This window comes from Pseudomonadota bacterium (assembly GCA_039815145.1).
Classification (GTDB): Bacteria; Pseudomonadota; Gammaproteobacteria; order Steroidobacterales; family JBCBZW01; genus JBCBZW01.
In genome coordinates this window covers 26,232-50,881 of record JBCBZW010000028.1, presented here as the reverse complement: position 1 = coordinate 50,881, position 24,650 = coordinate 26,232, and the positions used below count along the sequence as shown (strand labels likewise).

The 24,650-nt window shown below is 64.8% G+C and carries 25 protein-coding genes; 14 read left to right on the top strand and 11 right to left on the bottom strand.

All coding sequences use genetic code 11. The features are described from left to right. The coding region (locus AAF184_09935; protein ID MEO0422644.1) for a hypothetical protein at window positions 1-583 on the bottom strand (583 nt) is incomplete at its 3' end. A 447-nt stretch (window positions 584-1,030) separates the two neighbouring features. On the opposite strand from AAF184_09935, the gene AAF184_09930 reads away from it, so the two are divergent. The 3 genes from AAF184_09930 to AAF184_09920 all read left to right on the top strand — a co-directional run bounded on the left by AAF184_09930 (window position 1,031) and on the right by AAF184_09920 (window position 4,114). After that, complete coding sequence (locus AAF184_09930) at window positions 1,031-1,849, top strand: sulfotransferase family protein (GenBank protein MEO0422643.1); 819 nt, start codon at window positions 1,031-1,033, stop codon at window positions 1,847-1,849. Window positions 1,850-2,004: 155 nt separating this feature from the next. Next, a complete protein-coding gene (locus tag AAF184_09925; GenBank protein ID MEO0422642.1) occupies window positions 2,005-2,685 on the top strand; it encodes a tetratricopeptide repeat protein in 681 nt (226 codons plus the stop codon). A gap of 43 nt (window positions 2,686-2,728) precedes the next feature. Then, entirely contained in the window at window positions 2,729-4,114 is a 1,386-nt protein-coding gene (locus AAF184_09920) for a putative O-glycosylation ligase, exosortase A system-associated (protein ID MEO0422641.1), read from the top strand. A gap of 17 nt (window positions 4,115-4,131) precedes the next feature. Here the strand turns inward: AAF184_09920 and AAF184_09915 are convergent, their stop codons facing one another. Next, on the bottom strand, window positions 4,132-5,115 hold the full coding sequence (locus AAF184_09915) for a putative Ig domain-containing protein (protein MEO0422640.1): 984 nt from the start codon (window positions 5,113-5,115) through the stop codon (window positions 4,132-4,134). A 145-nt stretch (window positions 5,116-5,260) separates the two neighbouring features. Next, on the bottom strand, window positions 5,261-6,772 hold the full coding sequence (locus AAF184_09910) for a lipopolysaccharide biosynthesis protein (protein ID MEO0422639.1): 1,512 nt from the start codon (window positions 6,770-6,772) through the stop codon (window positions 5,261-5,263). Window positions 6,773-6,903: 131 nt separating this feature from the next. On the opposite strand from AAF184_09910, the gene wecB reads away from it, so the two are divergent. After that, window positions 6,904-8,022, top strand: a complete 1,119-nt coding sequence (wecB, locus tag AAF184_09905; GenBank protein MEO0422638.1) for a UDP-N-acetylglucosamine 2-epimerase (non-hydrolyzing) — start codon at window positions 6,904-6,906, stop codon at window positions 8,020-8,022. An 18-nt stretch (window positions 8,023-8,040) separates the two neighbouring features. Here the strand turns inward: wecB and AAF184_09900 are convergent, their stop codons facing one another. Next, window positions 8,041-9,282, bottom strand: a complete 1,242-nt coding sequence (locus AAF184_09900; GenBank protein MEO0422637.1) for a glycosyltransferase — start codon at window positions 9,280-9,282, stop codon at window positions 8,041-8,043. A 266-nt stretch (window positions 9,283-9,548) separates the two neighbouring features. Between AAF184_09900 and AAF184_09895 the strand changes: the two genes are divergently transcribed. The 7 genes from AAF184_09895 to AAF184_09865 all read left to right on the top strand — a co-directional run bounded on the left by AAF184_09895 (window position 9,549) and on the right by AAF184_09865 (window position 15,611). Continuing rightward, the gene (locus tag AAF184_09895; protein ID MEO0422636.1) at window positions 9,549-9,914 is read left to right on the top strand and encodes a YciI family protein; all 366 of its coding nucleotides are present in this window, start codon (window positions 9,549-9,551) and stop codon (window positions 9,912-9,914) included. 20 nt (window positions 9,915-9,934) lie between these two features. Continuing rightward, window positions 9,935-11,200: a DUF6596 domain-containing protein gene (locus AAF184_09890; protein ID MEO0422635.1), complete on the top strand. Its 1,266-nt coding sequence runs from the start codon at window positions 9,935-9,937 to the stop codon at window positions 11,198-11,200. 60 nt (window positions 11,201-11,260) lie between these two features. Beyond that, complete coding sequence (locus AAF184_09885) at window positions 11,261-12,007, top strand: hypothetical protein (GenBank protein ID MEO0422634.1); 747 nt, start codon at window positions 11,261-11,263, stop codon at window positions 12,005-12,007. Window positions 12,008-12,100: 93 nt separating this feature from the next. Then, window positions 12,101-13,048, top strand: a complete 948-nt coding sequence (locus tag AAF184_09880) for a hypothetical protein (protein ID MEO0422633.1) — start codon at window positions 12,101-12,103, stop codon at window positions 13,046-13,048. A gap of 43 nt (window positions 13,049-13,091) precedes the next feature. Next, on the top strand, window positions 13,092-13,256 hold the full coding sequence (locus AAF184_09875; protein ID MEO0422632.1) for a hypothetical protein: 165 nt from the start codon (window positions 13,092-13,094) through the stop codon (window positions 13,254-13,256). Between the two features lie 206 nt (window positions 13,257-13,462). Beyond that, entirely contained in the window at window positions 13,463-14,278 is an 816-nt protein-coding gene (locus tag AAF184_09870) for a class I SAM-dependent methyltransferase (GenBank protein MEO0422631.1), read from the top strand. 10 nt (window positions 14,279-14,288) lie between these two features. Next, window positions 14,289-15,611 carry a hypothetical protein gene (locus AAF184_09865; protein MEO0422630.1) on the top strand — a complete coding sequence of 441 codons (1,323 nt, stop codon included), beginning with the start codon at window positions 14,289-14,291 and terminating at the stop codon, window positions 15,609-15,611. A 15-nt stretch (window positions 15,612-15,626) separates the two neighbouring features. On the opposite strand, the gene AAF184_09860 is transcribed toward AAF184_09865, so the two are convergent. The 7 genes from AAF184_09860 to AAF184_09830 form a co-directional block, all read right to left on the bottom strand. After that, on the bottom strand, window positions 15,627-16,319 hold the full coding sequence (locus tag AAF184_09860) for an FkbM family methyltransferase (GenBank protein MEO0422629.1): 693 nt from the start codon (window positions 16,317-16,319) through the stop codon (window positions 15,627-15,629). A 484-nt stretch (window positions 16,320-16,803) separates the two neighbouring features. Then, a complete protein-coding gene (locus AAF184_09855; protein ID MEO0422628.1) occupies window positions 16,804-17,931 on the bottom strand; it encodes a pentapeptide repeat-containing protein in 1,128 nt (375 codons plus the stop codon). Then, window positions 17,931-19,139 (bottom strand): tyrosine-type recombinase/integrase, encoded by a 1,209-nt coding sequence (locus AAF184_09850; GenBank protein ID MEO0422627.1) that lies wholly within the window; start codon window positions 19,137-19,139, stop codon window positions 17,931-17,933. The genes AAF184_09855 and AAF184_09850 overlap by 1 nt, the downstream gene beginning before the upstream one ends. A 260-nt stretch (window positions 19,140-19,399) precedes the next feature. Further along, window positions 19,400-20,020 (bottom strand): hypothetical protein, encoded by a 621-nt coding sequence (locus tag AAF184_09845; protein MEO0422626.1) that lies wholly within the window; start codon window positions 20,018-20,020, stop codon window positions 19,400-19,402. After that, the gene (locus AAF184_09840; GenBank protein ID MEO0422625.1) at window positions 20,017-20,931 is read right to left on the bottom strand and encodes an ATP-binding protein; all 915 of its coding nucleotides are present in this window, start codon (window positions 20,929-20,931) and stop codon (window positions 20,017-20,019) included. The genes AAF184_09845 and AAF184_09840 overlap by 4 nt, the downstream gene beginning before the upstream one ends. A gap of 23 nt (window positions 20,932-20,954) precedes the next feature. Continuing rightward, window positions 20,955-21,212, bottom strand: coding sequence for a hypothetical protein (locus tag AAF184_09835; GenBank protein ID MEO0422624.1), 258 nt, complete (start codon window positions 21,210-21,212; stop codon window positions 20,955-20,957). Between the two features lie 1,828 nt (window positions 21,213-23,040). After that, the gene (locus AAF184_09830; GenBank protein ID MEO0422623.1) at window positions 23,041-23,169 is read right to left on the bottom strand and encodes a hypothetical protein; all 129 of its coding nucleotides are present in this window, start codon (window positions 23,167-23,169) and stop codon (window positions 23,041-23,043) included. 135 nt (window positions 23,170-23,304) lie between these two features. Here AAF184_09830 and AAF184_09825 point away from each other — a divergent pair, with 135 nt between their 5' ends. From AAF184_09825 to AAF184_09815, 3 genes are read left to right on the top strand one after another with little or no spacing between them, the layout of a single operon-like run. Next, window positions 23,305-23,688, top strand: a complete 384-nt coding sequence (locus AAF184_09825) for a hypothetical protein (GenBank protein MEO0422622.1) — start codon at window positions 23,305-23,307, stop codon at window positions 23,686-23,688. A gap of 18 nt (window positions 23,689-23,706) precedes the next feature. After that, window positions 23,707-24,066, top strand: coding sequence for a hypothetical protein (locus tag AAF184_09820; GenBank protein ID MEO0422621.1), 360 nt, complete (start codon window positions 23,707-23,709; stop codon window positions 24,064-24,066). Continuing rightward, on the top strand, window positions 24,063-24,524 hold the full coding sequence (locus tag AAF184_09815; GenBank protein MEO0422620.1) for a DUF5675 family protein: 462 nt from the start codon (window positions 24,063-24,065) through the stop codon (window positions 24,522-24,524). Before AAF184_09820 ends, AAF184_09815 begins: the two co-directional genes overlap by 4 nt. Window positions 24,525-24,650: the final 126 nt, after the last annotated feature.

Sequence of the window (24,650 nt, the reverse complement as noted above, 5' to 3'; positions counted from 1 at the left end):
TCAGGAACAGGGCTCGGCCGATGCGCTTCCAGCCGAGGTGATCGTGCGCCCGGCGCGAGGCCGTGTTGAAACGCGTCAAACGGCTGAAGGTATAGCGCACTCCGCGCTCACGCAGGTAGCGACTCGCCCCGTCCCACATGCCGACGAAGCTGAAACCCATTCGGTAGGCTTCGAAGAGGTAGAGATCGAAGTCGAACACCGAGGCATCGGCGGGGTGGATCTCGAAGCGCGCTCGCACCTCGTCCTCGTCGTAGTGGTTGAACGCGAACCAGATGTACCCGATCAATTCGCCCTTCTTGTAGGCGCCGAAGCAGATCACGTCCTGCTCGAAGCGTGCGGCCTTGATGTCCTCACGCGCGGGCATCAGCGCCACTTCCGGGTCACCCTCTTCGATGAGCCGAAACTCCATGTGCTTCACGAACTTGGCCGGCACCAGCGGTTCGCTCGGAATGGGCTGAACCATCAGCTCGTAGAAGTACAAGCGCATCTGGCCGGGCAGCCGGGAGAGGATTCGGTCCAGGACGTAGACGATGCCAGCGAACAGGCCGAATTCTTTAAACGGGCCGGTGAACTTGGCGAACATCAGGACAACCCCGGGCCGGGAACGAAGGAGGGTGCGTAGAGCGCTCGGAGTGTGGCGTTAGGTCAAGCCACCGTCAACTGTCTGGATCCCAGATAGGAAAACCCCCGCTTTGTCGCTGATGCGAAAAGGAAAAGGCGATGACCGGGGGCTCGGCGGGCAGGCTTGCCGTGGCCGGGATGGTTCTACGGGCGGGGCGCGAACAGTGTGGGGCAGGTGCCGTTCAGCGCTCGAAATCGACCGCAGGATCGGCCCGCTCTTCGGAAAACGCCGAAGCGTACGGGTGCCAGGCTTAAGCTGTTGAGTCAGCAAAGATTACATTCCTACCCGTGGAGTGTGGCGTGCTACCGGCGAGGCTGGCGCCTATCCGCTATAGTGTCGCGCGATCAAGGCAGCCTACGGCTTGACGCAGGCAGCCTGGAAGCGCCATAACTAGTTGAAATATAAGATATGAAAAGCAACTTGGTCAGCAAGGCGGCGACCCAGTACCGGGTGCTACGGAAGGAGCTGTCCCAGCGGTTCACGTCCCTCGGGGGGGTTGGGGATAAGCGCGTGTTGTTCGTGGCGGGCGTACAGCGCTCGGGCACCAACATGCTGATGGACGTGCTGGAGCGCAGCCACGCCACGGCTGTTTACAACGAGTCCGATCCTCGCGCCTACCAGGACTACGAACTCATCGAAGCGCGGGTCCCAGGCATCATCGAGGCTGCTAGAGCCCCGGCGGTCGCGTTCAAGGTGTTGTGTGAACTCCACGACCTGCGCCGAATGCTCGATACCTATCCCGGCGCACGAGCCATTTGGATCTATCGTCGCTTCGACGACGTGGTGAATTCGCACGTCGTGAAGTGGACGGGCATGCCCGAGTCGGTTCGCCTGATCGTGCAGGAAGACCGCGAGGCGGCCGGTTGGCGCGGGCGCGGCATGAGCGATGAGAGCCATCGAGAGCTGACCTCGCTTTACCACCCCGAACTCGACAACCCGAGCGCGTGCGCGCTGTTCTGGATGTGGCGTAACCAGCTCTTCTTCGACCAGGCCCTGAACGGCGATCCTCGGGTCAAGCTGATCAACTACGAGACCTTCGTGCGCAACCCGGCGGGGCACTTCCCCGCCGTCTTCGAGTTCTTTGGATTGCAGCACCGAACCGAACACTCGCAGTTCGTCAGCCCGCGCTCGATCGGTAAGCAGCAGCCACCGCAGATCGAGGCAGCTGTGCGCGAGCGATGCGAGGCACTGTTCGAGCGACTGAACGCCGCTGCCTGGAAGCTCTAGCCGCTCGCGAGATCGGCCGGCGCGGCACCGACAACCCGCGGTGCCAGGGATTGTGAGCTTGTGTGGCGCGCCGGCGAACTTTGGTCTGCTGGATGGTCTATCGAGACAGTTAGGGCCAAGAGCGTTGGGGTACTATGACAATGAGGAAGCCAAGGATGAACAGAACGATGCCTCGCGCGTTCCCACTGATCGCAGCGCTGACCTTGTTCGCTGCATGGATGCCGATGACGGCGACGGCTGGCTACAACGCACAGCTTTGCGGTGCTCTCGAAAACGCCTACGGGCCCTTCGACTACACCGACCCGATCCATAAGCGCCAGAAGCTCCCCGTGGTGGAGCGCCACCATTTCAATCGGGACGTCGCCCAGGCCAGGCGCGGCGTGGGCACCAAGAACACGCCCGGCCAGGACATCGATTACACCCTTCGCGCCTTCCCGAATCACCATGCGGCGCTGTACGCGGTGATGCTGTACACGATGCAGGTGCCTCTGGGTCGTCATCCGAAGGGGCTCCAGTTTGCGCCGGACTGCTACTACCAGCGCGCCCTCGCCTGGCGCCCCAACGACCCGACCGTGCACATGGTGTACGGCGTCTTCCTGAGCAAGACGGGTAAGTTGGAGCGCGCCCTGGAAGAGTACGAGACGGCGATCGAGCTGTCTCCGGAGTACGCGGAGGCGCACTACAACTACGGCCTGCTCCTGCTCGACAACGGGCGCCACGAGAAGGCCCTCGAGCACGCGCAACGGGCCTACGAGCTGGGATTCCCGCTCGATGGCTTGAAGCGAAAGCTGCTCCAGGCAGGCGTGTGGCGTGACGCTGCCGACGCCGGCAGCTAACGCACTCGCCTCAAGCCGAGCCTCGACGGGAGAGCCTGAGTAAATGCGTGACCTCCTAGTGCTGCTGTTGGTGCTCGGCGCCCTGCCCCACGTGTTCAGTCGAGCGTGGATCGGGGTGCTCGTGTGGTCGTGGCTCGGTTACATGAACCCCCACCGCCTCACCTTCGGTTTCGCCTACAGCTTCCCGTTCTCTCAGCTGGTCGGCCTGGTCACGCTCATCGCCTTTGCCTTCGACAAGGACAAGAGGGCACTGCCAGCAACGCCGCTCATGTTCTTGTGGGGAGCGTTTATCGTCTGGCTCAACTTGAGCACCCTGACAGCGATCTACCCCGACCAAGCGGCTTGGGAGTGGGATCGCACGATGAAGATCATGCTGTTCTGCCTCCTAACGGTGGCGTTGATCAATACCAAGCAGAAGCTCATCGTGCTGGTCTGGGTGGTGGTGGCCTCGCTTGGGTTCTTCGGTGTCAAGGGCGGGGTCTTCTCAGTCCTGGGCGGTGGCCACAGCCTAGTTTGGGGGCCACCGCAGAGCTTCATCACCGACAACAACTCCCTAGGTATGGTGCTTGTGATGACCATGCCGTTGATGTTCTTCCTGAGCACGCTGGTGGAGCGGAAGATCTTCCGCTTGGCGATCTTCGGCTGCATGGGGCTCACGGCCTTGGCGATTCTGGGCACCCATTCGCGCGGGGCGCTGCTTGCCTCCGTGGCCATGCTCACGATGCTGTGGTGGAAGAGCCCCTACAAGGGGCGAACGGCGTTGGTGCTGATCGCCCTGATGCCCGTGTTCTTCCAGTTCATGCCGGACGAGTGGTGGGAGCGGATGCAGACGATCCGCACCTATCAGGAAGACGGATCGGCCATGGGTCGATTGAACGCCTGGGGCTTCGCCATTCGCTTCGCGATGGATCATCCGCTCACCGGCGGAGGCTTCAGCGTCTTCAGCCCCGAGCTGTTCATGCGCTACGCCCCCGATCCCCTGGATTTCCACGACGCCCACAGCATCTACTTCGAAGTGCTCGCGGAGCAGGGGTTCGTCGGCCTTGGGCTGTTCTTGACCCTCGGCGTGCTCACGCTGCTTACTGCGGGTCGCATTATCCGCCTGAGCAAGCCCCACGAGGAGCTCGCGTGGGCCCGCAGCCTCGCCGCCATGGTGCAGGTCTCGCTCACCGGGTACGCCGTGGGCGGTGCCTTCCTCGGCATGGCGTACTTCGACCTGTACTACCACCTGATCGCGATCGTGATGATCGCCGAGCGTTTGGTGCAGGAGCACCTCGGGTTGGTCAAAGTGAAGTCGCCGTCGAAGGACAAGGAGCGGCGAAAGCGCCGGCCACGTTCCCAGGCGCCGGTGGGTGGGCCCCTGGACGCGCCAGCCCCCACGGCGGGGGCCACTATGGTCGCCACCTCATCCTCCCGAACCAGTAGCTGAGCCGGGCGGACACCCGATCAGTCGGTGGGGATCGAGATCCGAACCTCGTTCGAGAGGCGGCTTTCGACGCCACGCCCATTCACGGCGGTGATCGCGAAGTAGTACTCACCGCGGGCGAGTCGATCGATGCCGAAGGACGAGAGCCCCGGGTTATCCACGTTCGTGATTTCCGAGTAATTGCCCGGCGCCGTGCCCTGGTAGATCCGATAGGCCGTGAGGTCGGTGAGCACCGTGTCGTCGGTGTTCTCCGTGGGCGGTGTCCAGCTCAGGGTGACGCCGAAGCGCCCTGCCGCGAGCACCTCCACGCCAAACGTCGGCAAGCTCACCGTGCTGATGCCATCGGTGACGCTCACCGACACTCCGGCGTAGAAGCCGACGTCGGCTTCCATCGGCGTGCCGCTCAGTTCTCCCGTGGCGGGCGAGAAGCTGGCCCAGGCTGGCAGGCTGGCCACGCTGAAGGTGAGCGCGTCGCCGTCCGCATCTGCGGCGGTGGGGATGAACTGATAGCTATCCGTCGCGATCACTTCGATCCCCGGCGTGCCGCTGATCTGCGGCGGCGAGTTGTCCGCGGGGGTCGAGACCACCAGGGTGAAGGAGAGTGAGGCGGACTCCTGACCGTCAGAGACGCTGATCCGGATGCCGTTGTACACGCCCACGTCGGCAAGCTGCGGCGTGCCGCTGATCGCGCCGTTGTTGGCCGAGAAGGACATCCACTGCGGCGCGTTGTCGATGCTGAAGGAGAGCGGATCGCCGTCGCTGTCGCTCGAGGTCGGCATGAAGCTGTAGCGCTCCCGTGCCGTGACGTTGGTATCCGGCAGGCCGCCGATCGTCGGCGCGCTGTTCACGGTCAAATTGTCTTCCGGGGGAGGCGCCGCCTCCTCCTCAGGTGCCGGGGCACCGGTGCCGCCGCCACCGCCGCATCCGGAGATCGTGGCGATGAGCATGGCTAGGGCTGCCGGTACGCTGCCGGCGACCGCTCCCCTGGGTCTCTTACTGGACACTTCTGCCTTCCTCAGCTTTTACGGTGAGTCCTTCACCTAAGTTGTTATTCAGGTCAGGTCAGATGACTTCAAATGTTTCCTACGCCCGACGCCCCCAAAGTCGGGGGCCGCGTTCGGTAATACACGTCCGACTTGTCGGTCGACCTCATCGCACCATCTTCAGAGCGAGGGCCGCTGAGCTGCGGTGCAACGTCAGCGCGATCAGGCCGAAAACGCCGGCCCCCACCGCGATGAGCGCGGCCAGAGAATACACCCCTGGCGGGGTCCCCGAATAGGTGACCGCCTGTCGGGCAAGGCTGACCGCGATCCACATGGTGCCAGCACTGGCCGCGAAGGCGAGGATCAGCTTGACATACTGCGCTCGGGAGACATGCAGAAGCGGCAGGGATCGGTACGCGATGGCGGCGAAGCACAGGGTGAACCCGATGATCCAGGCCCAGCAAACGCCCACCAGCCCGTACTGCGCGCCGAACAGGAAGCTAGCGGGCAGGATAACCGTGGTGAGCCCCGTGTTGACCAGGGCGACGTCAGCCTTGCCGATGCCGAGCAGGGCCGAGTTCAGCACCTGATTAATCATGCGCAGCGGACAACTCAGGCTCAGTAGCTGCAGGGGCACGATGGCCCCGATCCATTCGGGGCCGAGAATGACCGTCACGATCTCCGGCGCTATCGTCGAAATACCGAAGAAGACCGGGAAGCTGAAGATCGCCACGAGCTCCGTGGCGCGCATGAACTGACGGGCGATTTCCGCCTTGTCGTCCTGCAGACGCGAGAAGCCGACGAACCCCACTTCGTTGACGTTGGCAGCTAGCTTCTTCATCGGCAGGGACGCGAGCTGCATGGCGACCGCGTAGAGGCCCAACACTTCCTTGCCGAGCAGTCGCCCGATCACGAACACGTCCGCCTTCGAGTAGACGTACCAAAGCACGCGCATCACCGTGACTTGGCCGCCGAAGGTGACGACCTCGCGCATGCCCTTGAAGGAGAAACTCGGCCACTCGAAGTGGCGTGCCGCGAGGTTCATGCCGATGGTGCGCACGAGGGTGGCGCCGATGGAGCTGTAGACGAGGGACCAGACCCCGGCGCCGGACAGGGCGAGGATCAGGGAGATCACGCTGCCGGTGATCATGGCAACGAAGATCACCATCGCCTTGCGCTTGAACTGCATACGCCGATCGAGCATCGCCTGGGGGATGGTGAGCATCGTGAGCAGCGGGAAGCGCAGGGTGAGCACCCAGATGATGGGGGTGATTCGGGGTTCGTCGAAAAACGCCGCCATCGGGTGGGCCAGGAGGAGCAGCAGCACCGCGGCGGTCGAGTTGACCAGGATCACGACGCCGAAGACCTTGCTCACCAGGCCGTCGGGGAGTTCGCTGCGCTGGGTGATCGCCGCGCCCATGCCGAATTCCTCGAGCAGGGCGAAGAAGCCGATGACGATGGTCGCCATGGCCATCAGGCCGTAGTCGTCGGGCGTGAGCAGGCGGATGACGACGAGGGTGACGACCCAGGTGCCCGCCTGGCCGGCGAGGCGGGCCATCGCGAGCCAGCGGAAGCCGGATATCACGCGCTTTCCAACGCTGTCCTTGGCTGGCTCGGCCACGGTGGCCCCCGCAGAGCAAAGCGGCGAAGTGTAGCGCCGCCGTTCAGCTTCGGCCATGGCAGCGATCACATCGTTCCGCGAGGCTCTCAGCCGCTTGGATCAAGTGCGTGAGAGCGGCGTGGATATTCCTCGCATCACGCGGCGCCCGCTGGCACCATTCGCCACTTCTCTGGCAGTAGGCGAATTCCATGTCCGCACTTGTTCACCTGATCGCTGGTGCACGCCCCAATTTCATGAAGATCGCACCCGTGGTGCGCGCCCTCGACGCGCGCTCCTCCGAGTTCCGGTACCGAATCGTGCACACGGGGCAGCACTACGACCGGCAGATGAGTGATGTGTTTTTCGAGGAGCTCGGCATTCCCGCTCCCGATCGCCACCTGGACGCAGGGGGCGGGAGTCACGCTGAACAGACCGCCAAGATCATGATGGCCTACGAGCCCATCGCCATGGAGGAGCGCCCGGATGCGACCGTGGTCGTCGGGGATGTGAACTCCACCGTCGCGTGTTCGCTTGTAGCGAAAAAGCTACACATTCCGGTGGCGCACATCGAAGCGGGCCTTCGCAGCGGCGACCGTCGCATGCCCGAGGAGATCAACCGCTTGGTGACCGACGCCATCAGCGACCTGTTCTTTGCGACGGAACCTGCGGGGCTCGAGAACCTGCTCGCCGAGGGCAAAGACGAGGCCAGCGTCCACTTCGTCGGTCACGTGATGGTGGACAACCTTCTGTACCAGCTCGAGCGGCTCGGCCGCGTCGGCGACGAGGGGCTCGAGGCACGTGACATCAAGGCCGAACTGGAACGCTACGGGGTGGTGACCATGCATCGCCCCTCCAATGTGGACGACCCGCAGGTGCTCGGCGGCATCATGGCCGCCCTGGGGCGCATCAGCGAGTCGCTGCCGCTGATCTTCCCCGTCCATCCCCGTACGCGCGCGGGCCTGGAGGCCGCGCAGATACCGATCCCCGCCGGTATCAAGCTGATCGGGCCCTTGTCCTACATGGCGTTCCTGAATCTTTGGAAGGACGCCACCATCGTGCTCACGGACAGCGGTGGCTTGCAGGAGGAAACCACGGCCCTGTCCGTGCCTTGCCTCACTATGCGCGAGAACACCGAGCGCCCGGTGACCGTGGCCGAAGGGACCAATCAGCTGGTGGGAACGGACCCGGCGCTCATCGAGAGCGCCGCGCGCAACGTGCTGGCGGGCGATGTACCCACGGGGCGTCGTCCGGAGCTGTGGGATGGTCGAGCGGCGGAGCGCATCGTCGAGCACATCGCCCAGTTCCTCGGGCGTACTGTCAAAGCCTAATACTACCGCTAGGCGTCGTCAGGGCGACGGGGCGTCCAGCCCGTCGAGTACTTCGACCAGTCGTCCGGTGAGCGCCTTGCGCGAGTAGCGCGCCACCGCGGCCGGATCGGCACTGCTGATCTGGCCCTCGCGCAGTTGGCTCAGGAATCGGGGCAGCATCTCCTCCACCGGATCCGTCTTCTCCAACGGGGTGACCCACGGCAGGTCCAGGGACTGCAGGAGCTTGCCCGTGTCGCCGGCGGGATCCGTGAGGGCGAGGATCGGCTGCTCCGTGCGCAGATACTCGTAGAGCTTGGCCGGGATCTGCTCGTTGCAGGTCTCGCTCTGCAGGACGAGCAAGGCGTCTACGCTCAGCATCTCCGCCAGGGCTTCGCGGTAGGTGAAGCGCGGCAGGATCTCGACGAAGTCGGTGACGCCGAAGTGCTCCGCGCGCTCGCGGACGAAGGCCTCCTGCACCGGCGCGCGGAAGCGGATCGTGACATCGCTCGGCTGCAGGGTGCCCTTTCGGTGCAGACGACTGATGGACTCGAACAGGGCGGAGGGGTTTCGCTCATTCTCGTACACCATGCCGCTGTGCAGAAGGACCAGGGGGCGTCCGTCGCGCGGCGGTGGGTCGCGGCGAAGGCCGTCGAAGGCGTTCTCGTCGAAGCCGTTTTCGATCAGCTCGAAGCGCTCCGCCTGCGTGCTCGCGTAGCGCTTGCGGTAGGTCTCGAGAGCGCTGGGCGCGACGAACACGAGCTTGCGGGCGTGCTCGATCGCGAGGCGCTCCGTCTCCACGAAGGCGCGGTGCTGGCGCGGGTCGCTGGGGTAGCCGTCCTGCGCCATCGGGTCGCGGAAGTCTGCCACCCAGGGCACACCGAGACGTTTCGATAGGTCGTGGCCCACGTGGTGCGCCGTGGCGATCGGGTAGGTGCTCCACACCACTTGCGGGTCGAGTGCGCGCAGCTGTTTGAGCGCGAGGGGGGCGAACCAGCGCCATGAGGTCCACCGATCCGGCAATGCCATGCCGCCGAGGTAGCGGCCGCCGATGGCCAGATGTCGCGCCGTGTCCAGGCACCCCGTGCGGATGACCTCGCATTCCGGCGGCAGGGCCTTCTCCGTCTCCAGGTCGACGGTGCGGTGGATGCCGCGCCAGGGGGTGATCACCACCGGTCGCCAGCCGAAGCTCGGCAGGTGCTGTACGAACCTGAGGGTGCGTTGGATCCCGCTCGTGCCCACGAGTGGCGGGAACTGGAAGGCGACGAGGGCTAGGGTCTTCATGGCGGGGCTCGGGGCTTTCGATCGGGTCGTTGTTGTCGCGCCGGCGGGCTGGCGTCGCGGGAGCACGCTCGCGGCGCTCGCCAGCACGGCGGGTGAGGGTAGCACGCGGCAGGAATACGGTTCTGTGGACTGACGCGAACGGGGCGCCTGTTCCACAGGCGGCGAATTACTAGGAAATTGCTCGGCGTGTCGAAATCGTGTGGGCTGGCGGCTCATCCAGGTGAGCGCGGGACAGGCTCGCGCCAACACCCAGGAGAGAAGATGCCATGCAGTACATGATGATGTTCGCAGAAGATGCCAACGCCTTCGCCGAGCGCGAGGACCCCGAGCGCACTGAGGCCTACTGGGCCGCCTGGCAGGACTACGTGCAGACCCTGCAGCAGTCTGGGGTGGTGGTGAACGGGGCCGGCTTGACCCCGCCCCACGCCGCGACCACCGTGCGCGTGCGTGACGGTAAGCGAGTGGTCCACGACGGCCCCTACGCCGACAGTAAGGAGCAACTCGGCGGCTACTTCATCATCGACGTCGATGACCTGGACGCCGCGTTGACGTGGGCGGCGTGCTCGCCGGCTGCCGCCTACGGGGCGGTCGAGGTGCGACCGGTGCTACCCCCGCCGCCGGACGCGCCGTAGCGACTGGACCGGGGGCTGAGTTGCCATCCCCGAACGCCCTGAGCGAGCGCGCTGCCGAAGCGGTAGCGCGCCTCTCCTACGGGCGCCTGGTCGCGCTCTTGAGCAGGCGGTCTCGCGATCTCATGGCCGCCGAGGACGCGCTCTCCGAAGCGTTCGCGGCCGCGCTGCGAACGTGGCCGGAGCGTGGTGTGCCCCACAACCCCGAGGGTTGGTTGCTCACGGTCGCACGTCGCAGTCTCGGCCACGGCGAGCGTGCGGCGAAGGTTCGCGAGCAACACCGCTACACGGTGGAACAGCTGCAGAACACCCTCGCTGAGGGCCCCGACGGCGCCGTGCAGTTCCCGGACGAGCGCTTGAAGCTGATGTTCGTCTGCGCTCACCCCGCCATCGACGCGGCGGCCCGCACGCCGCTCATGCTACAGACCGTGTTGGGCTTGGACGCCTCGCGCATCGCCAGTGCCTTCCTGGTCTCACCGGCCGCGATGGGGCAGCGCCTGGTGCGGGCGAAGTCGCGCATCCGGGATGCGGGCATCGCCTACGAGGTACCCACAGGCGATGCCCTGTCGCCGCGGCTGGATGACGTCTTGGCGGCGATCTACACGGCCTTCAACGCCGGGTGGGACGTGATGGCGGAGACGGCCACCGGTGAGGGAACCCCGCAGGGATTCGCCGAGGAGGCGATCTGGCTGGGGCAGGTGCTGGTGGCGTTGATGCCTGAGCCGGAGGCGCTCGGTCTGCTCGCGCTGATGTACCACTGCGAGGCGCGACGGGCCGCTCGCCGCGATGAGGCGGGTGCCTTCGTCCCCCTCGATCGCCAGGATCACTCGCGCTGGTCCTGGGCGATGATCCGCCAGGGTGAGGCGCTACTCGCCCAGGCCGCGCGCGCGGGGCAGCCCGGGCGCTACCAGTGTGAGGCGGCGATTCAGTCGGTGCACTGCGAGGTGGTCAGAACCGGAACGCCGCGCTGGCCTGCCCTCGAGCAGCTCTACGATGCGCTCCTGGTGTTCACCGATGCCGTCGGCGTGCAGGTGGGGCGTGCCGCGGTGCTGCTCAGATCGCGAGGCGCGGCACATGCGCTCTCGGCGCTGGAGGCATTGCCCGGAGCGCTTACGCAGACCTATCAACCCTACTGGGTAACCTACGCGCACGTGCTACGCCACGCGGGTCGCCTGGAGGAAGCGAATCGAGCCCTGCAACGCGCCCTCGGCCTCACCCAGGATCCCGCCGTGCGGGCCTGGTTGAGCGCGTTGCCATCTGACGACGCGCCGGCGAACGGTGATGCCTAGCGTCAACAGATCCGCGCCAGCGCCGTTGTACCAGGACACTCGCACCATCGGATGGACAAGATGACGATATCTCGCCCGACGACGAAAACCCCTTGGATCCTGGCCCCCCTGTTGCTCGCGCCGGGGCTAGCGGCCGCCCAGCAAACGACGATGTTCTTCACCTCGAACAACGACTACACGCTGACCAACACCTTCAGCGAGGTCAGCGTGTTCAACATCGAAATCGTGATCGACGCGCCCCTCGAGGCGGGCACCGCCTACGTCGATCCACCGATCACCAGTGTCACCTATCAGGTCCAGGGAGAATTGGAGGACGGCACCCCCTCCGGGTTCCCCGCCTTCGATCTCCAGCGGGAGATCACGGGCGAGGACTTCTACGCCCAAGGGAGCTCCCTCAGCTTCGAAATCGATGCGGCCGCGGTGCTCGACGACGGCGTCCAGGTGAGCGAACTGGTCGGCGAGGAGGTGGTATTCACCTTCAACGGTCGTGAGATGGACACGGGCCGCTTCCACCCGGCCCTGTTCGAGTTGCGCGCGGACGGCACGGGTCGGCTGCAGAACTCGAACAACGCGCCTGCCGGCGAGGCCATCGGCTTCGGTGAGGAGTACATCACCGATCTCATGTTCGATCCCGGCAACACCACGCTGCTGAGCACGGTCTCCGAGCCGATTCCCCCCGACGATGACGACGGTGGCAGCGATGACGATGACGAGGACAACGGCGGTGGCGGCGCCTTCGGCTGGCTCGGCCTGGCGCTGCTGGCTGGTGCTGCGCGCGCCACTCGCTCTCGTCAGCGGGCATCGTAGGTACCGCCTGAGCGGTTTTCCCTCGGCGGCAGCGCTCCGTTGGCGGAGGGCGAGTTAGCATCCTCGCCCTCATCGCTTTCGGAGTGCGTCGTCGTGTTGCTGCTGCTTCGTGTTGTTCTTCTCAGCTCGCTGGTGCTTCCCGCCGCGGGCTATGCCGCCCTCGCTTGTCCCTCGCAGTTGTTCGTCAGCGGGTTCGATGGAACACCCGAGGCCGGCGATAGGGCCGCCGTTCGTGCCGCCTTGGCGCGCGGGGCCACCTTGCGCCTGGGCTGGGAGCTCGATTTCGACGGCGATGGCATCGGCGATCTCACCCATTGGGCCGAGGCCAGCTTTCTGACCGAGTGGGAAGGCGAGGTGTTCGCCCAGGTGCAGGCGATCCACCGCCAGCGACCGATCCGCGACGAGGGGCGGGTGGAACTACCGCCGCCTTGGAATGAGTGGCGCGGCATTCTGGGCACCGACGGCAGCTTGGCGGGCGCCCTGAGCACCCCTCGAGAGGGCGGCGCGAGGGGATCGCGCGCCGTGCGCATCGTGTGGTGTGACACGGCCGCGCCGTCCTGGCGCCTGCTCTATCGCCACGATGCGCAGGGTCGGGCGCTGGAGGGGTCCCTCGACGCCCTGCACCGCGCCGTGCGCGCCGGGCACGCTATTCACGTCGGGTGGGGCCTCGAAGTAGTCCGCGATGGGCAGACGCCGCGGTCCGTCGAGCACCTCGCAGCACCGGTGTTCATCACGATCGTCGATCAGCACCACGTGGCTGCGCAGTTGCCGGAACACATCGGTCAGCGGGGCTACTGGAACGTCGAGGATGCGTTCTTCGATGACCCCGCCGTGTTGTGGCGGGGCCTGATGACGACGCAAGGCACCTTCGATGCCGTTTGGGTGGACCGATCATCAGGAGAGGCTAAGCGCCGAAGCCCGCAGCGGGCGGCATTGTCTTGGTACGGATTTGGCGTTGCGGGCGCAGATGCGCCATCGTTGGCGGTACCAGAAGGGGTCATGCGGGATCAAGCGCGCGCCGATGAGCGCCTAACGCCCTAGTGGCATCGCCTCTTCCCCAGTGTAGGTAGCGTAAAGGACGTTCATGGAACTCGACGGCGGCCACGTGCTGGTGATCGGCAAGGCGGTCATCTGGTTCGCGCTGCCGATCGCGTTCGTCCTGTGGGACATGCGCGCGCTGGCGCGCGAGCGCAAGAAACGGCAGGCCGCCCGTGAGGGTTCCGAGGGGCGTTCGTCGCTAGGCAGCTAGCGGCTCCGGTGACCCACCGCGTTTGCTCGATGCTGTGAAGATCAGCGTGCCGCTGGCACTACGCTAGGAGCGGGTGGCCAGGGAACCGGTGCCCTCGAGCTGAGACTCCCGCAAGACGGTTCGCGCGTCGCGGCGGATGAGTCGAGACACGATCGGAAGTCACCGCGCATGGCCGAAGCGCATTCGGCAGCGCGGAGATGAGCAACATGGACGAAGCGCCCGCAGTGATCCCGCAGGACCTTTCCGAAGACCGCTTCCTCGCCTACTACGCCGAGGCTAGCCTGAGCCAGGACACCTGGGGACGCTCACGGCGAATCCACTCGCTGATGATGCGCGCGCTCCAGCGCCTGGGCCTACCCGCGAGCGAGCTGGCGGTGGGTGATGTCGGCTGTGGCGCGGGCACGCAGTCCCGCGTATGGAGTGAGGCCGGCCATCGGGTCAGCGGCGTCGATATCGACGAGGGCTTGATCAGCCTGGCGCGAGAACGCCTGCGCGAGTCGCCGAGCAAGGTGCCCATCGAGTTCGCCGTGGGCAGCGCCGACGCCTTGCCGTTCGGCGATGCGAGTCTCGACATCTGCCTCATGCCGGAGTTGCTCGAACACGTCGTCGACTGGCAGGCGTGCCTCGACGAGTGTGCACGCGTCCTAAAGCCCGGCGGGCTGCTCTTCCTCTCCACCACCAACGCCCTCTGTCCGCGGCAGCAGGAGTTCAAGTTGCCGCTCTATAGCTGGTATCCGGCGGCCGTGAAACGACGCTGCGAACGCCTCGCGGTGAGCAGCCGCCCGCAGTGGGTAAACCACGCCCAGTATCCGGCGGTAAACTGGTTCACCTTCTACGGCTTGCGCCGGGAATTGACGGCGAGGGGGTTTGCGCAGTGTTTCGATCGCTTCGACAACATGGGCACGGAGCACTTGGGTGCCATGGCGCGCGCTGGTGTGCGCGTCGCCAGACGGTTTAGGGCGGTTCGCCTACTTGGCCATGTCGTCACACCGTACACGCAGATCGTCGCGATCAAGGGATAGGCGAGGGCCCGTGCGGGCAGTTGGGGCTCGTCGCCCCCTCGCCTGCGGCGCGGTGCTGGCGACCCTGTCGTCGCTCTGGCTAGGGGCGGCCTGGGGCGAGCAGACGCCCGTCGGGATCCACCCTTCCCCCCTGCAGGACCTGCCGAGCGAAGAGGGCGCTCACCTGCAGCAGATACGCGAGCTGGCCCCCGGTGCTTGGCTCGATCTGGGTCCCCCCGCCGCGGATCCTCGCTTCGGCGTGGCCTACGGCGCCAGCTGGGGTGGAAACGCCCTGCAGTACGATCCGGTCGGGCGCGGCGCCTACCGAGCCGGTGAGGGTCGCCACGCGTTCGTGAAGCCCGACGGCTACGGCCAGGACGACTTCTGGTTCTACGACATCCACCAGCACCGCTGGCTGTGCCTGTACCCGGGCACCAATACCCACGAATTGCTAGAACAGGTGAAGCAGGGTCGCATCGCGGTCGACGAGGTCGGGCGACCGGTGACGCCGGGTGGCGGCACCGTGCCGGGCCATCTGCTGATCCACGGCTTCGGCTATCTCGCCGTCAATACGGACACGGGGCGCCTTCGGGTGTTCGCCGAGGGCGGCTTCAACCGCTACTACATGCCGGGCGTCTCGCGCGATCGCGAGACCCGCGAGTACAGCGGCGATGTCCACGAGGCCATTACGCGGCTGGAGGCGCAGGGCCTGGGGCAGGGCAAGCGCACCTTCGGCCCCTGGGCCTACGATCCTGAGTCGGGGGACTTCCTGCGGCCATTGGCGAAGGGGAGCTTGCGAAAGGTGGGTGGTTACCCGGCCTTCGTTTACCTGCCCGCCGAGAAGAAGTTCTTCCTCGCCGGCCGCAAGGGGCAGGCCTACTTCGATCCGCAGGCGGGCGCCTGGCAACCCATCAAGGCGCGGGGCGAAGGACTGCAGGGCTACGACTTCGGCGCAGCGGTCGATACCGAGCGCAACAGGGTCTACGTCGGTCGGGACGAGCAGACCCTCAGCTTCTTCAGCGTCGCCCGGCAGGCGTGGGTGAAGGTCGATCCCTCAGGGGCGCCGCAGGGGCTGACGTTCAGCGCCAACGCGGGCGGTATCTACTATCACTCGAGGCAGGACGTGATGGTGGTGTTCAGCTTCGAGAGCAGGCGCATGGCGTACCTGGATCCTGAGCGCAACGAGTGGCTCGGCAGTCATCCGATCGCGAGTGACTTCGCGGGTAAACGCACCAACGCGGTGTTCTACGACCCGGAGCTTGACGTGTTCTTCATCTACACGGCCAGCGATAGCCGCGCGAACGGGTCGATGTGGGTGCATCGAGTGAAGGCTATCCCGGCCGTGGAGCGGTGACGGATCGCCGACCACTCAGAAGACGCGTAGCGCGCTGCGCTCCGGCACGAAGGCCACATCCATGAATGCGCTTGGCGCATCGGGTCGCCGCCGGCTCAGTTCGATGATCTCGTAAAGGGCGAAGCCCTGGCTCTCCATGAATCGCAGAATATCCGACAGGGCGGCCTCGCCCTCGTATCGTGGCATCAGCGAGACCTCGAGGATCACCAGTTCGCTCTTGCGCAGCACCTGCTGGCCACCTGTCAAGATCGGTAGCTCGAATCCCTCCGCATCGATCTTCAACACGTTTCGGCCCACGATCGGGTCGTAGTTGTCCAGCACATCCACTTCGACCGTGAGGGGCTTTGAGCCGCTGTCGCGCCCCTCCCGATCGAGGGCGTCCATCAGGTCTTGGGAGGTGGGTAGCAGGCTCGAAGAGGTAGGGGTGGACCCCGCGACGTGGATCGTGGCCTCCCCCGGGGCGTCGCCGAGGGCGACGGGGAAGTGCCTTGCCCCCGCGCGCTGCGCGATGATGGCGGAGATCGCTTCCTGGAAGACCTCGCCGAGTGGTTCGAACAGCATCAGCTCGGTGTCGGGGAATGCGTCATAGAGCCACGGCGTACCGTTGCCCACGCCCACGTCCAGCACGCTCTCGATGCTGAGCCCGCGGGCGATACATTGGCGAAGGAACGTAGGGAAGCCAGCGGGCGCTTCGCGCGCATCTCGCATAGTGTACCCGCGACCTTCGGCGACCGTTCTCAGCACACGCCCGAGCATTCCCTTAGCTCCCTACCGGCGAGGATAGGCGCAGGGTACCGCTCCGAATCACCGCTTGGCTACAGCAGCGACTGCCGTTCGTCGTGTGCCGGCGTGGTGGGCGAGTTGGGAGCTGGTGAGCTCACTGCCAGATCGTGAGCGCAAGGGCTGTGGCCCCAGGGGAGGGGTGCGGTGCCGACTGGGCTGAGGGCAGGCGGTCCGAGGCGAGGTTGGCCGTGGGCCGCGAAGGAAGGTGGTGGGCGATGCTGGGATTGAACCAGCGACCCCTGCCGTGTGAAGGCAGCGGCCGGTAGCGCAGAGATTTCTCAATCGAGTTTATAAATCAGAAGCTTGATAGCGTTATTGGTCGTATCTTTCCGCTGGGGTAGACGCAAGGGCGACGCACTCAACTGAGGATGCTGCGATGTTTGATGATCGGCCGTCCGAGGCGCGAGCGTCACGGCAGAGCATCCTGACTCTCCCAAAGGGCGTCCATTTGCTCCCTTGACAGAGTGATGTCTTCCAGCTTGGCGCCCGTGAATTTGGCGACTGTCAATTTGGTGTCCGTCAATTTGGCGCTCGTGAGGTCGGCCCCCGTCAGGTCGGCGCGCGTCAGGTCGGCGCGCGTCAGGTCGGCCCCCGTGAGGTTGGCGTCCGTCAGGTCGGCCCCCGTGAGGTTGGCGTCCGTGAGGTTGGCGTTCGTCAGGTCGGCGCGCGTGAGGTCGGCGCGCGTCAGGTCGGCGCGCGTCAGGTCGGCGCGACTCAAAATAGCATCCTTCAGGCGGGCGTCGGTCAGTTCGGCACCCGTCAGGGTTGTGTCCCTAAGTCTGGCGCCGGTCAGGATGGCGTCCGTCGCGTAGGCACCTGTCAGGTCGGCGCTCGTGAGCTCGGCGCGCGCCAGGTCGGCCTCCGTCAGATGGACGCCCTTCAGTTTGGTGAACCAGAGTTTGGCGCGCGTCAGTTTGGTCTCTGTCAGGCGGGCTCCGGTCAGGTTGGCGTTCGTCAGGTCGGCGCGCGTGAGGTCGGCGCACGCCAGGTCGATGTGTTTCAGGCTAGCGAGCGTCAGGTTGGTGCGCCTCAAACTTGCGAATGTCAGGTTAGCGCTCGTGAGATGGGCTTGACTCAGATCGGTTGCATTTAGGTAAGCGCGTTCCAACTTGGCGACAAGTCGCGCGTCATCTAGGTGGTTAAGACGCCCGGCTGCGGACGCCGCGAGCTGGAGATCTTGAGGTGCCGCAGGTGGCTCAAGCCCCGTGGCGTCATCTACCTCGTAATCGGGTTCTTGCTCATCGACTTCAGCAAAGGCCTCATGGCTACGGTCGAGGCAAAACGACCAAAGAGTTAGGCAAACTGAACTCGCGTACTTCGACGGGTTACCGCGCGCAAGGCTCTCCAGCACTCGTATCCCGCCCTCCCGCACGGACATACGCTGATCGCCCAACATCGAGACTCCCTTCTCGAACCGATCTAGGTCCTGTTGACGCATTGCCAGGCGAGTCCGTATCACTGCCAGCGGAAGTCCCACTAGTGCAACAGCGATGAGCACGATATTGCGTGCGACCTCGATCTTCTGCCCAAACTCCATCATTTCTCCTCGCGCGAAGCTCCACCAGACGCTTCGCCTACGATAACTGAGTGCCACTCATCGAGCGCGTCGCGCGCCTCTCGCAGGTGGTCGGGAGAGAGGTGCACGTAGCGCTTTGTTGTGGACGGGATTGCGTGCCCGAGCATGTAGTCAACCTGCAGTAGGGGCACGCCGGCCGCCGCCATCCTGGTGCCGGCGAAGTGCCGGAACATCCGCGGCGTGAACTCGCGGGGCAGCTCAGCTAGGCTCCGCGCTGCGGCCCATCCACGCTTGACGGTGGTGATCGGCAGGAGCACATCCCGGCCGGCGTGCTGCGTCGCCCGTCGGACTACGCATGTCGCCCGAGCTTCGTCGATCTTGAAGCGCTCCAACACCTCGGTCGGGGTGGGTGCTCGTGACAGCGTCATCAAGTGGTCGCGCGCTGCAGTCGGGATCGGCAGCTTTGCCCGTCGCTTCTTCGTCTCCTCGCGGTTGCCGCGCGTGTCCATGACTCGGGCTCGCAAGTCGATCTGCTCCCAACGCAGCTGCAGCAGCGCTTCCGGCCGCACGCACGACAGCAGCAGCCAGAGCACCGTTTCGATGTGAGCCCGTTGAGGGTCGCCCCGCACCGCCTCGAGGAATCGCCGAATCTCTTGCGGCGTCGCAACGTAGTCCAGGCGCTCCGCGTTCTCCAGCTCCTGGCTGAGGCCCCAGTCCGAGGGCTTCGCGGGGTCCGGCACCTTGATGTGCGGCACTGTTCGTAGGCGCCCGGCCTTGTAGGCGTGATTCAGCGCCGCTCGCATGGTGTGCAGGATTCGCTGGGCGTAGCCCGGGGCGCATGGCTTCCAGCGGCCCCACCCGCCGATCATTGCGTCGCGGAATTGCTTCTGGCGATCGTGGGTGAGGTCAGCCACGGCTCGGCCGGCCCACCATTCTCCGAGCCGAGTCAGGTGAGCGTGTAGGGAATCAGCGCCGGTTGGCCGCTTGCTACCGTGCTCGTCCCAGTACCACAGCCATATCTGCGTTAGCTCGACGTCTTCGGGTTCTGCGTCCCGTGGCCGGTAGTGCGTTGCCTGGAACTGGATAAGCTCGGCCTGAGCTGCCCGAAGGTCGGTAGTGCCGAGGCTGCGCTGGCGGGTCTGGCGGGTGTCTTCGTCGTACCAGGTCGCGCAGTAGACGCCGTGCCGGTTCCGGGTGAGCCAGTACAGTTCGTCGTGCTTCCTTGGCATGTCGTCGACTCCAAATAGCGGGCGAGCTCCCACACAGCATAGCGACGTCTCTTCGTCGCGGTGTTCACGCTCAGCTTGTCCCGCACCTGGCCGTGAAAGACAGGCTCGCTAATGCCGAGTGCCTGAGCCGACTGTCGGGCGTTCAGGTACTCGCGCCCGGGGAAGCGATCCCGAATGCGGCTTTCGAAGTCGGCGGCATCAGTCATTCCCCAACGCCCTCGCATGCGCTGCTCGAGCTGCTGCTCGTTCAGCGGGAATCGTTACGCCGCCCACACCTGCAGCTCCTGCTGCTGGATGAACTGGGCGATCGCCCGGACCTTGCTGGCCACGTCCGCATACATCCCGTCGTAGGCAAAGAGCGGCAGGATGTCCGGCTCCCCAGCGTGGAACACGCCTTCCCGGTCCAGCCGACACGGGATGCTCCAGTACTGGAACACCTTGGCCTTGAAGGCCAGCATGTAGGCACGCCACTGCCAGGCCTCCATGTGCTTGTCCGCGTTGAACGGGGGAGGGGAGGAGAGTCCCTCCTTCGGCACGCGCCCCTTGAAGTCGACGACCCGCAGGCCATGCGCCCAGTCCGCCTTGCAAGCTACGACATGGCCATCGATCCGCAGGTACTGCTTCACCTCGGCGACGCGGTCCTTGGGGAGCTGAGCCCTGATCGCCTCGAGGGATTCTTGGTCGAACTCGATCCCCTCGGTAGAGGTCGGTTCCGGTTCGAGCTCGCTGTGCAAGGCGATGCCCACATCGCGCTGGATGCTGGGGGTGTCGTCGTACACCCGCTGGAGGCGGTCACGCAGCATCTGCGTGGTCATCCAGTCCTGCGTCTCCCACAGCGCGTAGGAGTCCAGCATGGTGGCGGTGAGGTAGTAGCCCGTCATGCCGCGGCCTCGTCAGGGACGTACGCCTTGGCCTTCTTGTCGTACTTGCAGCCGAGTTCCTTCACCCGCTCACGAAGAACAGCGCGTACCTGAGCCTTGCTGGCAGGACGGTACTCGCCGTCCATCACCATGGTGGAGAAGGCGTTCAGGCCCTCGGCGTCCTGGACCTTGTCCAGTAGCTCTCGGAGGTCGCTGACCTCGGATACGACGCGCTGCCCCTCCGCGGACAGCACGCCGATCCTCTTCTTTACGTCGGCGATCCGGTCAGCAAACCATGTGGGTTCTTGGTGGTAGTCCGGCACTTCCAGGGTGCCGAATCCGGCGGGGTCTTTGCCCACGCTCGTATCTGTTGGGTTGCAGACCAACAGTGTGCACTGGGCGCGCTGGCAAAGATAGCCTACGAGATCGGCTAGTTTGAAGATCTCGTGGTAGCTGCCCCCCGTAATGTCCGGTCGGACAATGACGTCATCGTTGCGCCTGTCCTCTTTGTCGTGCGCGAGCAAGACAACGTCCAGCCCTCGCGTGTGCACCGTCTTCAGCCATCCGGCAAATCGCGCCTTCAGGGAGCCGTAGCCACGTTGATTCAATGCGCCACCGCTCTGGAGCTTCGGATCTTCTCGCATGATGTCAGCGGCAAGAAGGTCGAGCGCACGCCCTGCGGTGTCGATCACCAGCGTATCGAAGGGATCGAGCGGCCATTCGGCGATGTCCGCCACGTCGCGCCAAGCGGCGACGGGCTGAGTGTCCTGTCTGAAGGCAGAGCGGTGGGCACCGTTGTCGAAATCGAGCAGCAGCGGACGGGAAGAGGTGAAGCCGGTGCTGGTCTTGCCGAGGCCAGGCTGCCCGTAGATCACTGCGGTGATCTGCTGCACGTCGATGGGCTCGGATGCGGGAATGATGTTCAAGGGCATGCTGGTCGTGCTCCCGTAGCGGGTTAGAGGTTGGCGATCGTGGTGTGCACGACGCCTAAGATGGTCATGAGATCTTCCATCTGCGTTCGCGTGAGCTCCTGGCCCGTCTGTAGCGAATCAACGATGTCGTCGATGTCGCCGCACACCAGGCCGTTAAGGCTCTCTCTCATCTGCAATCGTTGGCTACGCACCACGCGGTTGGCGGTTTCGATCACTCGCTGTTCTACGTAGCGCTGTTGTTCATGCGTCATCGCTTCGAAGGTTCGGCTAGTAACCGACATAGCAGTCTCCGAAAAAGAGCGGGGCCGTGGCCCCGCTAAGCTCCTGGGGAGGGGATCCGGCGTTTCCATCATCAAGCGGTCACATTTCTCGGGATCAACACCAGAATTGGCCATTGAATGGAAACGCTAACTAGCGGACGCTGCATCGCTCCTTCGTGGGCGGATAATCAGCGAATGAATATGTTAAGTGTCAATTCCGTGCTTAGGTGAGAGAAGTCGCGTCGCATCGGAGATGCACTGCTGTTGCATCAGGTCCAGCATCTCGGTCCGCTCTTCTGCGGTCAGACGTGTGTGGCCGATGTCGAGCAGAGCGTGGATACGGGCTAGGCGATTGAAGGTCATGTTGTTCTTCCCAGTTCGCGTGTATCGGAGAGGAACCATGAGCAAAGACTGGCACAATTGTGCGTAATATAGCAAGCACAATTGTGCCAAATTTAGAGGCCAGCCTAGGTTGGCGTAGAGCGGTTCCTGCTGGACCGCGTTGTTCAACGCGCAATCGATCCTTCGTCGGGGGAGGGTGACGAGAACGCACCAGGAGCGGAGGTGTCTGGCCGTGGGCCGACATACGACTATGGAGAAATCAGTCGAAGAGGGCGTTCAGGGAGTCTCGAGAAGTTCAGTTGTCAGTCGGCTCGAGGCTGCGCTCGATTTGATTGAAGAACTGGGAGCGCACACTGATAAGGAGCACGAATTTGCGGTTATCAGCGCCGGCGCGAGGGTGCAGTTGGCTATCCTTGAGACTTGCCCCTGAGTTGCTTCGCGAGGTCGCGTACGAGCCGACGACCATTGGAGTCGCAATGAAGGTAGTCGTCCATGATCTGGGTTGCTTCACGAAGTCGGTCTTGGGGGCCGATCTCATCCGGCGCTAGCTGAAGAGCCCACGCCCCGGGAAGCTGGAAACCGCGCGCGATAACCTCCAGCGTCTCGAGTGACGGTAGTGTCGCCGGCCTAGCGTCGGGCACGAGCACGTCTCTGCCGGTTCGTTTCGGTAGGCCCGTGTGCGACTCGAGATCAGTCGCGCTGTTGGGGCGAAGGCCCGATTCCTCGAGGCATCGGGCTACGTTCTGCGCGATTGCGACTTTGAGTTTGTACTTCCTGTCCATACAGGCAGATTGTAGTGAGTCAGCGTAGTGCATCTCTGCTCTTCCTCACTTGCAATGCGCACAGTAGTGCACGCACAATTGTGTCATGTACTCGTATCCTGTTGCCGATGTGGCGGCGGCCATCAAGCGCCGCGGTGGCTATGAGGAGGTAGCTCGACGAGCGGGCTGTTCCGTCTCAGCCGTCAGCAAGATCGCCAACGGCGCGAGGAAGAAGCGGACTTCGGCCGACTTGCTTGCTCGACTCTCTGCCGTGCTCGTCGCTGACGGCCTTCTTTCTAGCGAGTCCGTTGAGACAATCGCCTCACCCACTGTCGGTCCGCCCGATGCAGCACAGTAGTGAGCGCCGTGGACCGCGTGCCCACAGTGACTTGCTTAGGCTTCCGACGCGAGCCCGTCTGCTGTCGGCATCCCAGCAGGTGGATTGCCTAATGGCGGAGCAGCGGGCATCCCTAGGATCTGGAGAGCTCGCGCTACGGCTACTGTCTTGCCTAGCCGTCGTTGATGCGCCCAACAATGCACGTCAGGTGGCGATCTACTTGGCGCTTCGATCCAATCATGAGCGCCTCGCATGGCCTGGCCTTGGGGCGATTGCTGACGACCTTGGAGTAGGCAAGAGCACAGTACAGCGAGGCGTTCGGTGGCTAGCGCAGCATGAGTGGGTCACCAAGGACCGTGGTCACTTCGGGCGCACGAACCGCTACACAGTGAACGTCACCAAGGTGCTCTCACGTGGTCACGGTGACCACAGTCAGGTTCCGTTGCCAGTTGGTCATGGTGACCAGAGTAGGGCGCTCCCAGATGGTCACGCTGACCACAGTAGCGAGTCCCCACATGGTCACAGTGACCATTCTCATGTGGTCACCCTGACCTCTCAATGTGGTCACCCTGACCAGGTAACCCGCCAGGAACCCGCCATAGAACCCGCCAACACAGCAGCGCGCGACGATGGTGGGGGCATTGCGACTCGGGTCGCCGAGATCGTCCAGTCGGTGAACGACGCTTACCTGGTCCACGCCCCGACGCTCCCGTTCAGCCCGACCAAGCTCCAGGCGCCGAGGGCGATGCAGGTCTGGCGAGCCTGGGCCCAGGGCACGCCGCCGACCAGCGATCAGATCTCCCGCGGCATGGACGCGTTCGTCGCCCACCACGGCACACCCCCAGACCACCCCCACGCCCTCGAGAGCTACGTCCGCCGGGTCGTGATGACCGACGCCGGTGGACCCGCCAAGCCGAAGGGCCACCAACCCTGTGCTCGCTGCGACGAGATCACCAACGACGCCCATCGGTGCGGGCCATGCCCCAAGCGCCGACGACCCAGCCCGGCGAGCGACACCGTCGCCCAGGCGGGCGGCCAGGCCCTGGGGAGGTGCTGAGCGATGGGAGCGAGGAGCGTGCGCAAGGGGAAGGGCGGGGAGCGGGAGGTCGTGAACGCGCTCAACGATCGCCTAGGCGAGGGGTTCGCCAAGCGAGCGCTCAGCCAGGCCCGGGACTCGGGCGAGGACATCGAGCACGGGATGGACCACGCCGTTGCGATCGAGGTGAAGCGCTGGGGATCTCGGGCGCAGCTGATGACCGCGATCCTGCAGGTGGAGCAGGCCGCGGCGGAGGGGAATCGCATCCCGGCGCTGGCCTTCCGCTGCGACGGCGGGGAGTGGCGGTACATGCCGATCATGGATGCCGATCGCTTCTGCGATTGGCTGCGAGAGATGGATGACGAGCCGAGGGAGGCTGAAGGAGGCCCGCGCGCATGAAATACGCAACGCTGACCCGTTGGTGCTACGGCATCGACTTCTGGGGCACCTTCGGGAGCCTAGTGATCCCGCAAGACGACGGGACGGAGCTCAGGCTCTACACGGTTGAGCGACCCTGGCGAAACAACGAGCGGGGCGTGAGCTGCATTCCTGAGGGTCTGTACCACGTCTCGCCGTACAGCCGTCCGAGTAACGGGGACGGGGTGTACATCCTCCAGGGCCGCACGGTCTCCCACTTCGATCAGCCGGGAATCGCGCGATTCGGCGTGCTGATTCACGCAGCGAATCGCTGTGATGAGGTGCAAGGATGCATCGCACCTGGGGTGGCGATCGCGCCCAATGCGCCGCTGGTTACCAGCAGCCGGGTCGCCATGAGGATGCTACGGCAGCACTTCGGCGAGGATGACTGGATGCTCAGCATCGACAGTGTCGGACCCGCTCGGGCAGTGGCCGCATGAGTGTGCACAGGAAGACTCGCTGGGCCGACCTGCCCATTCGCGATGGGAAGCTCCACGACCGCGCCTGTGCGGTCCTGGCGAAGCTGTGGCGACGTCAGCGGGTGGAGCCGGATCCGGACGTCGTGC

Coding starts and splice junctions, on each gene's coding strand:
- AAF184_09870 (MEO0422631.1), top strand. CDS start 13,463: ATGGACGAAGCGCCCGCAGTGATCCCGCAGGACCTTTCCGAAGACCGC.
- AAF184_09925 (MEO0422642.1), top strand. CDS start 2,005: ATGAACAGAACGATGCCTCGCGCGTTCCCACTGATCGCAGCGCTGACC.
- AAF184_09840 (MEO0422625.1), bottom strand. CDS start 20,931: ATGCCCTTGAACATCATTCCCGCATCCGAGCCCATCGACGTGCAGCAG.
- wecB (MEO0422638.1), top strand. CDS start 6,904: ATGTCCGCACTTGTTCACCTGATCGCTGGTGCACGCCCCAATTTCATG.
- AAF184_09860 (MEO0422629.1), bottom strand. CDS start 16,319: ATGCGAGATGCGCGCGAAGCGCCCGCTGGCTTCCCTACGTTCCTTCGC.
- AAF184_09875 (MEO0422632.1), top strand. CDS start 13,092: ATGGAACTCGACGGCGGCCACGTGCTGGTGATCGGCAAGGCGGTCATC.
- AAF184_09930 (MEO0422643.1), top strand. CDS start 1,031: ATGAAAAGCAACTTGGTCAGCAAGGCGGCGACCCAGTACCGGGTGCTA.
- AAF184_09815 (MEO0422620.1), top strand. CDS start 24,063: ATGAAATACGCAACGCTGACCCGTTGGTGCTACGGCATCGACTTCTGG.
- AAF184_09895 (MEO0422636.1), top strand. CDS start 9,549: ATGCAGTACATGATGATGTTCGCAGAAGATGCCAACGCCTTCGCCGAG.
- AAF184_09920 (MEO0422641.1), top strand. CDS start 2,729: ATGCGTGACCTCCTAGTGCTGCTGTTGGTGCTCGGCGCCCTGCCCCAC.
- AAF184_09910 (MEO0422639.1), bottom strand. CDS start 6,772: ATGGCCGAAGCTGAACGGCGGCGCTACACTTCGCCGCTTTGCTCTGCG.
- AAF184_09835 (MEO0422624.1), bottom strand. CDS start 21,212: ATGTCGGTTACTAGCCGAACCTTCGAAGCGATGACGCATGAACAACAG.
- AAF184_09845 (MEO0422626.1), bottom strand. CDS start 20,020: ATGACGGGCTACTACCTCACCGCCACCATGCTGGACTCCTACGCGCTG.
- AAF184_09830 (MEO0422623.1), bottom strand. CDS start 23,169: ATGAGAATGGTCACTGTGACCATGTGGGGACTCGCTACTGTGGTCAGC.
- AAF184_09855 (MEO0422628.1), bottom strand. CDS start 17,931: ATGGAGTTTGGGCAGAAGATCGAGGTCGCACGCAATATCGTGCTCATC.
- AAF184_09885 (MEO0422634.1), top strand. CDS start 11,261: ATGACGATATCTCGCCCGACGACGAAAACCCCTTGGATCCTGGCCCCC.
- AAF184_09900 (MEO0422637.1), bottom strand. CDS start 9,282: ATGAAGACCCTAGCCCTCGTCGCCTTCCAGTTCCCGCCACTCGTGGGC.
- AAF184_09850 (MEO0422627.1), bottom strand. CDS start 19,139: ATGCCAAGGAAGCACGACGAACTGTACTGGCTCACCCGGAACCGGCAC.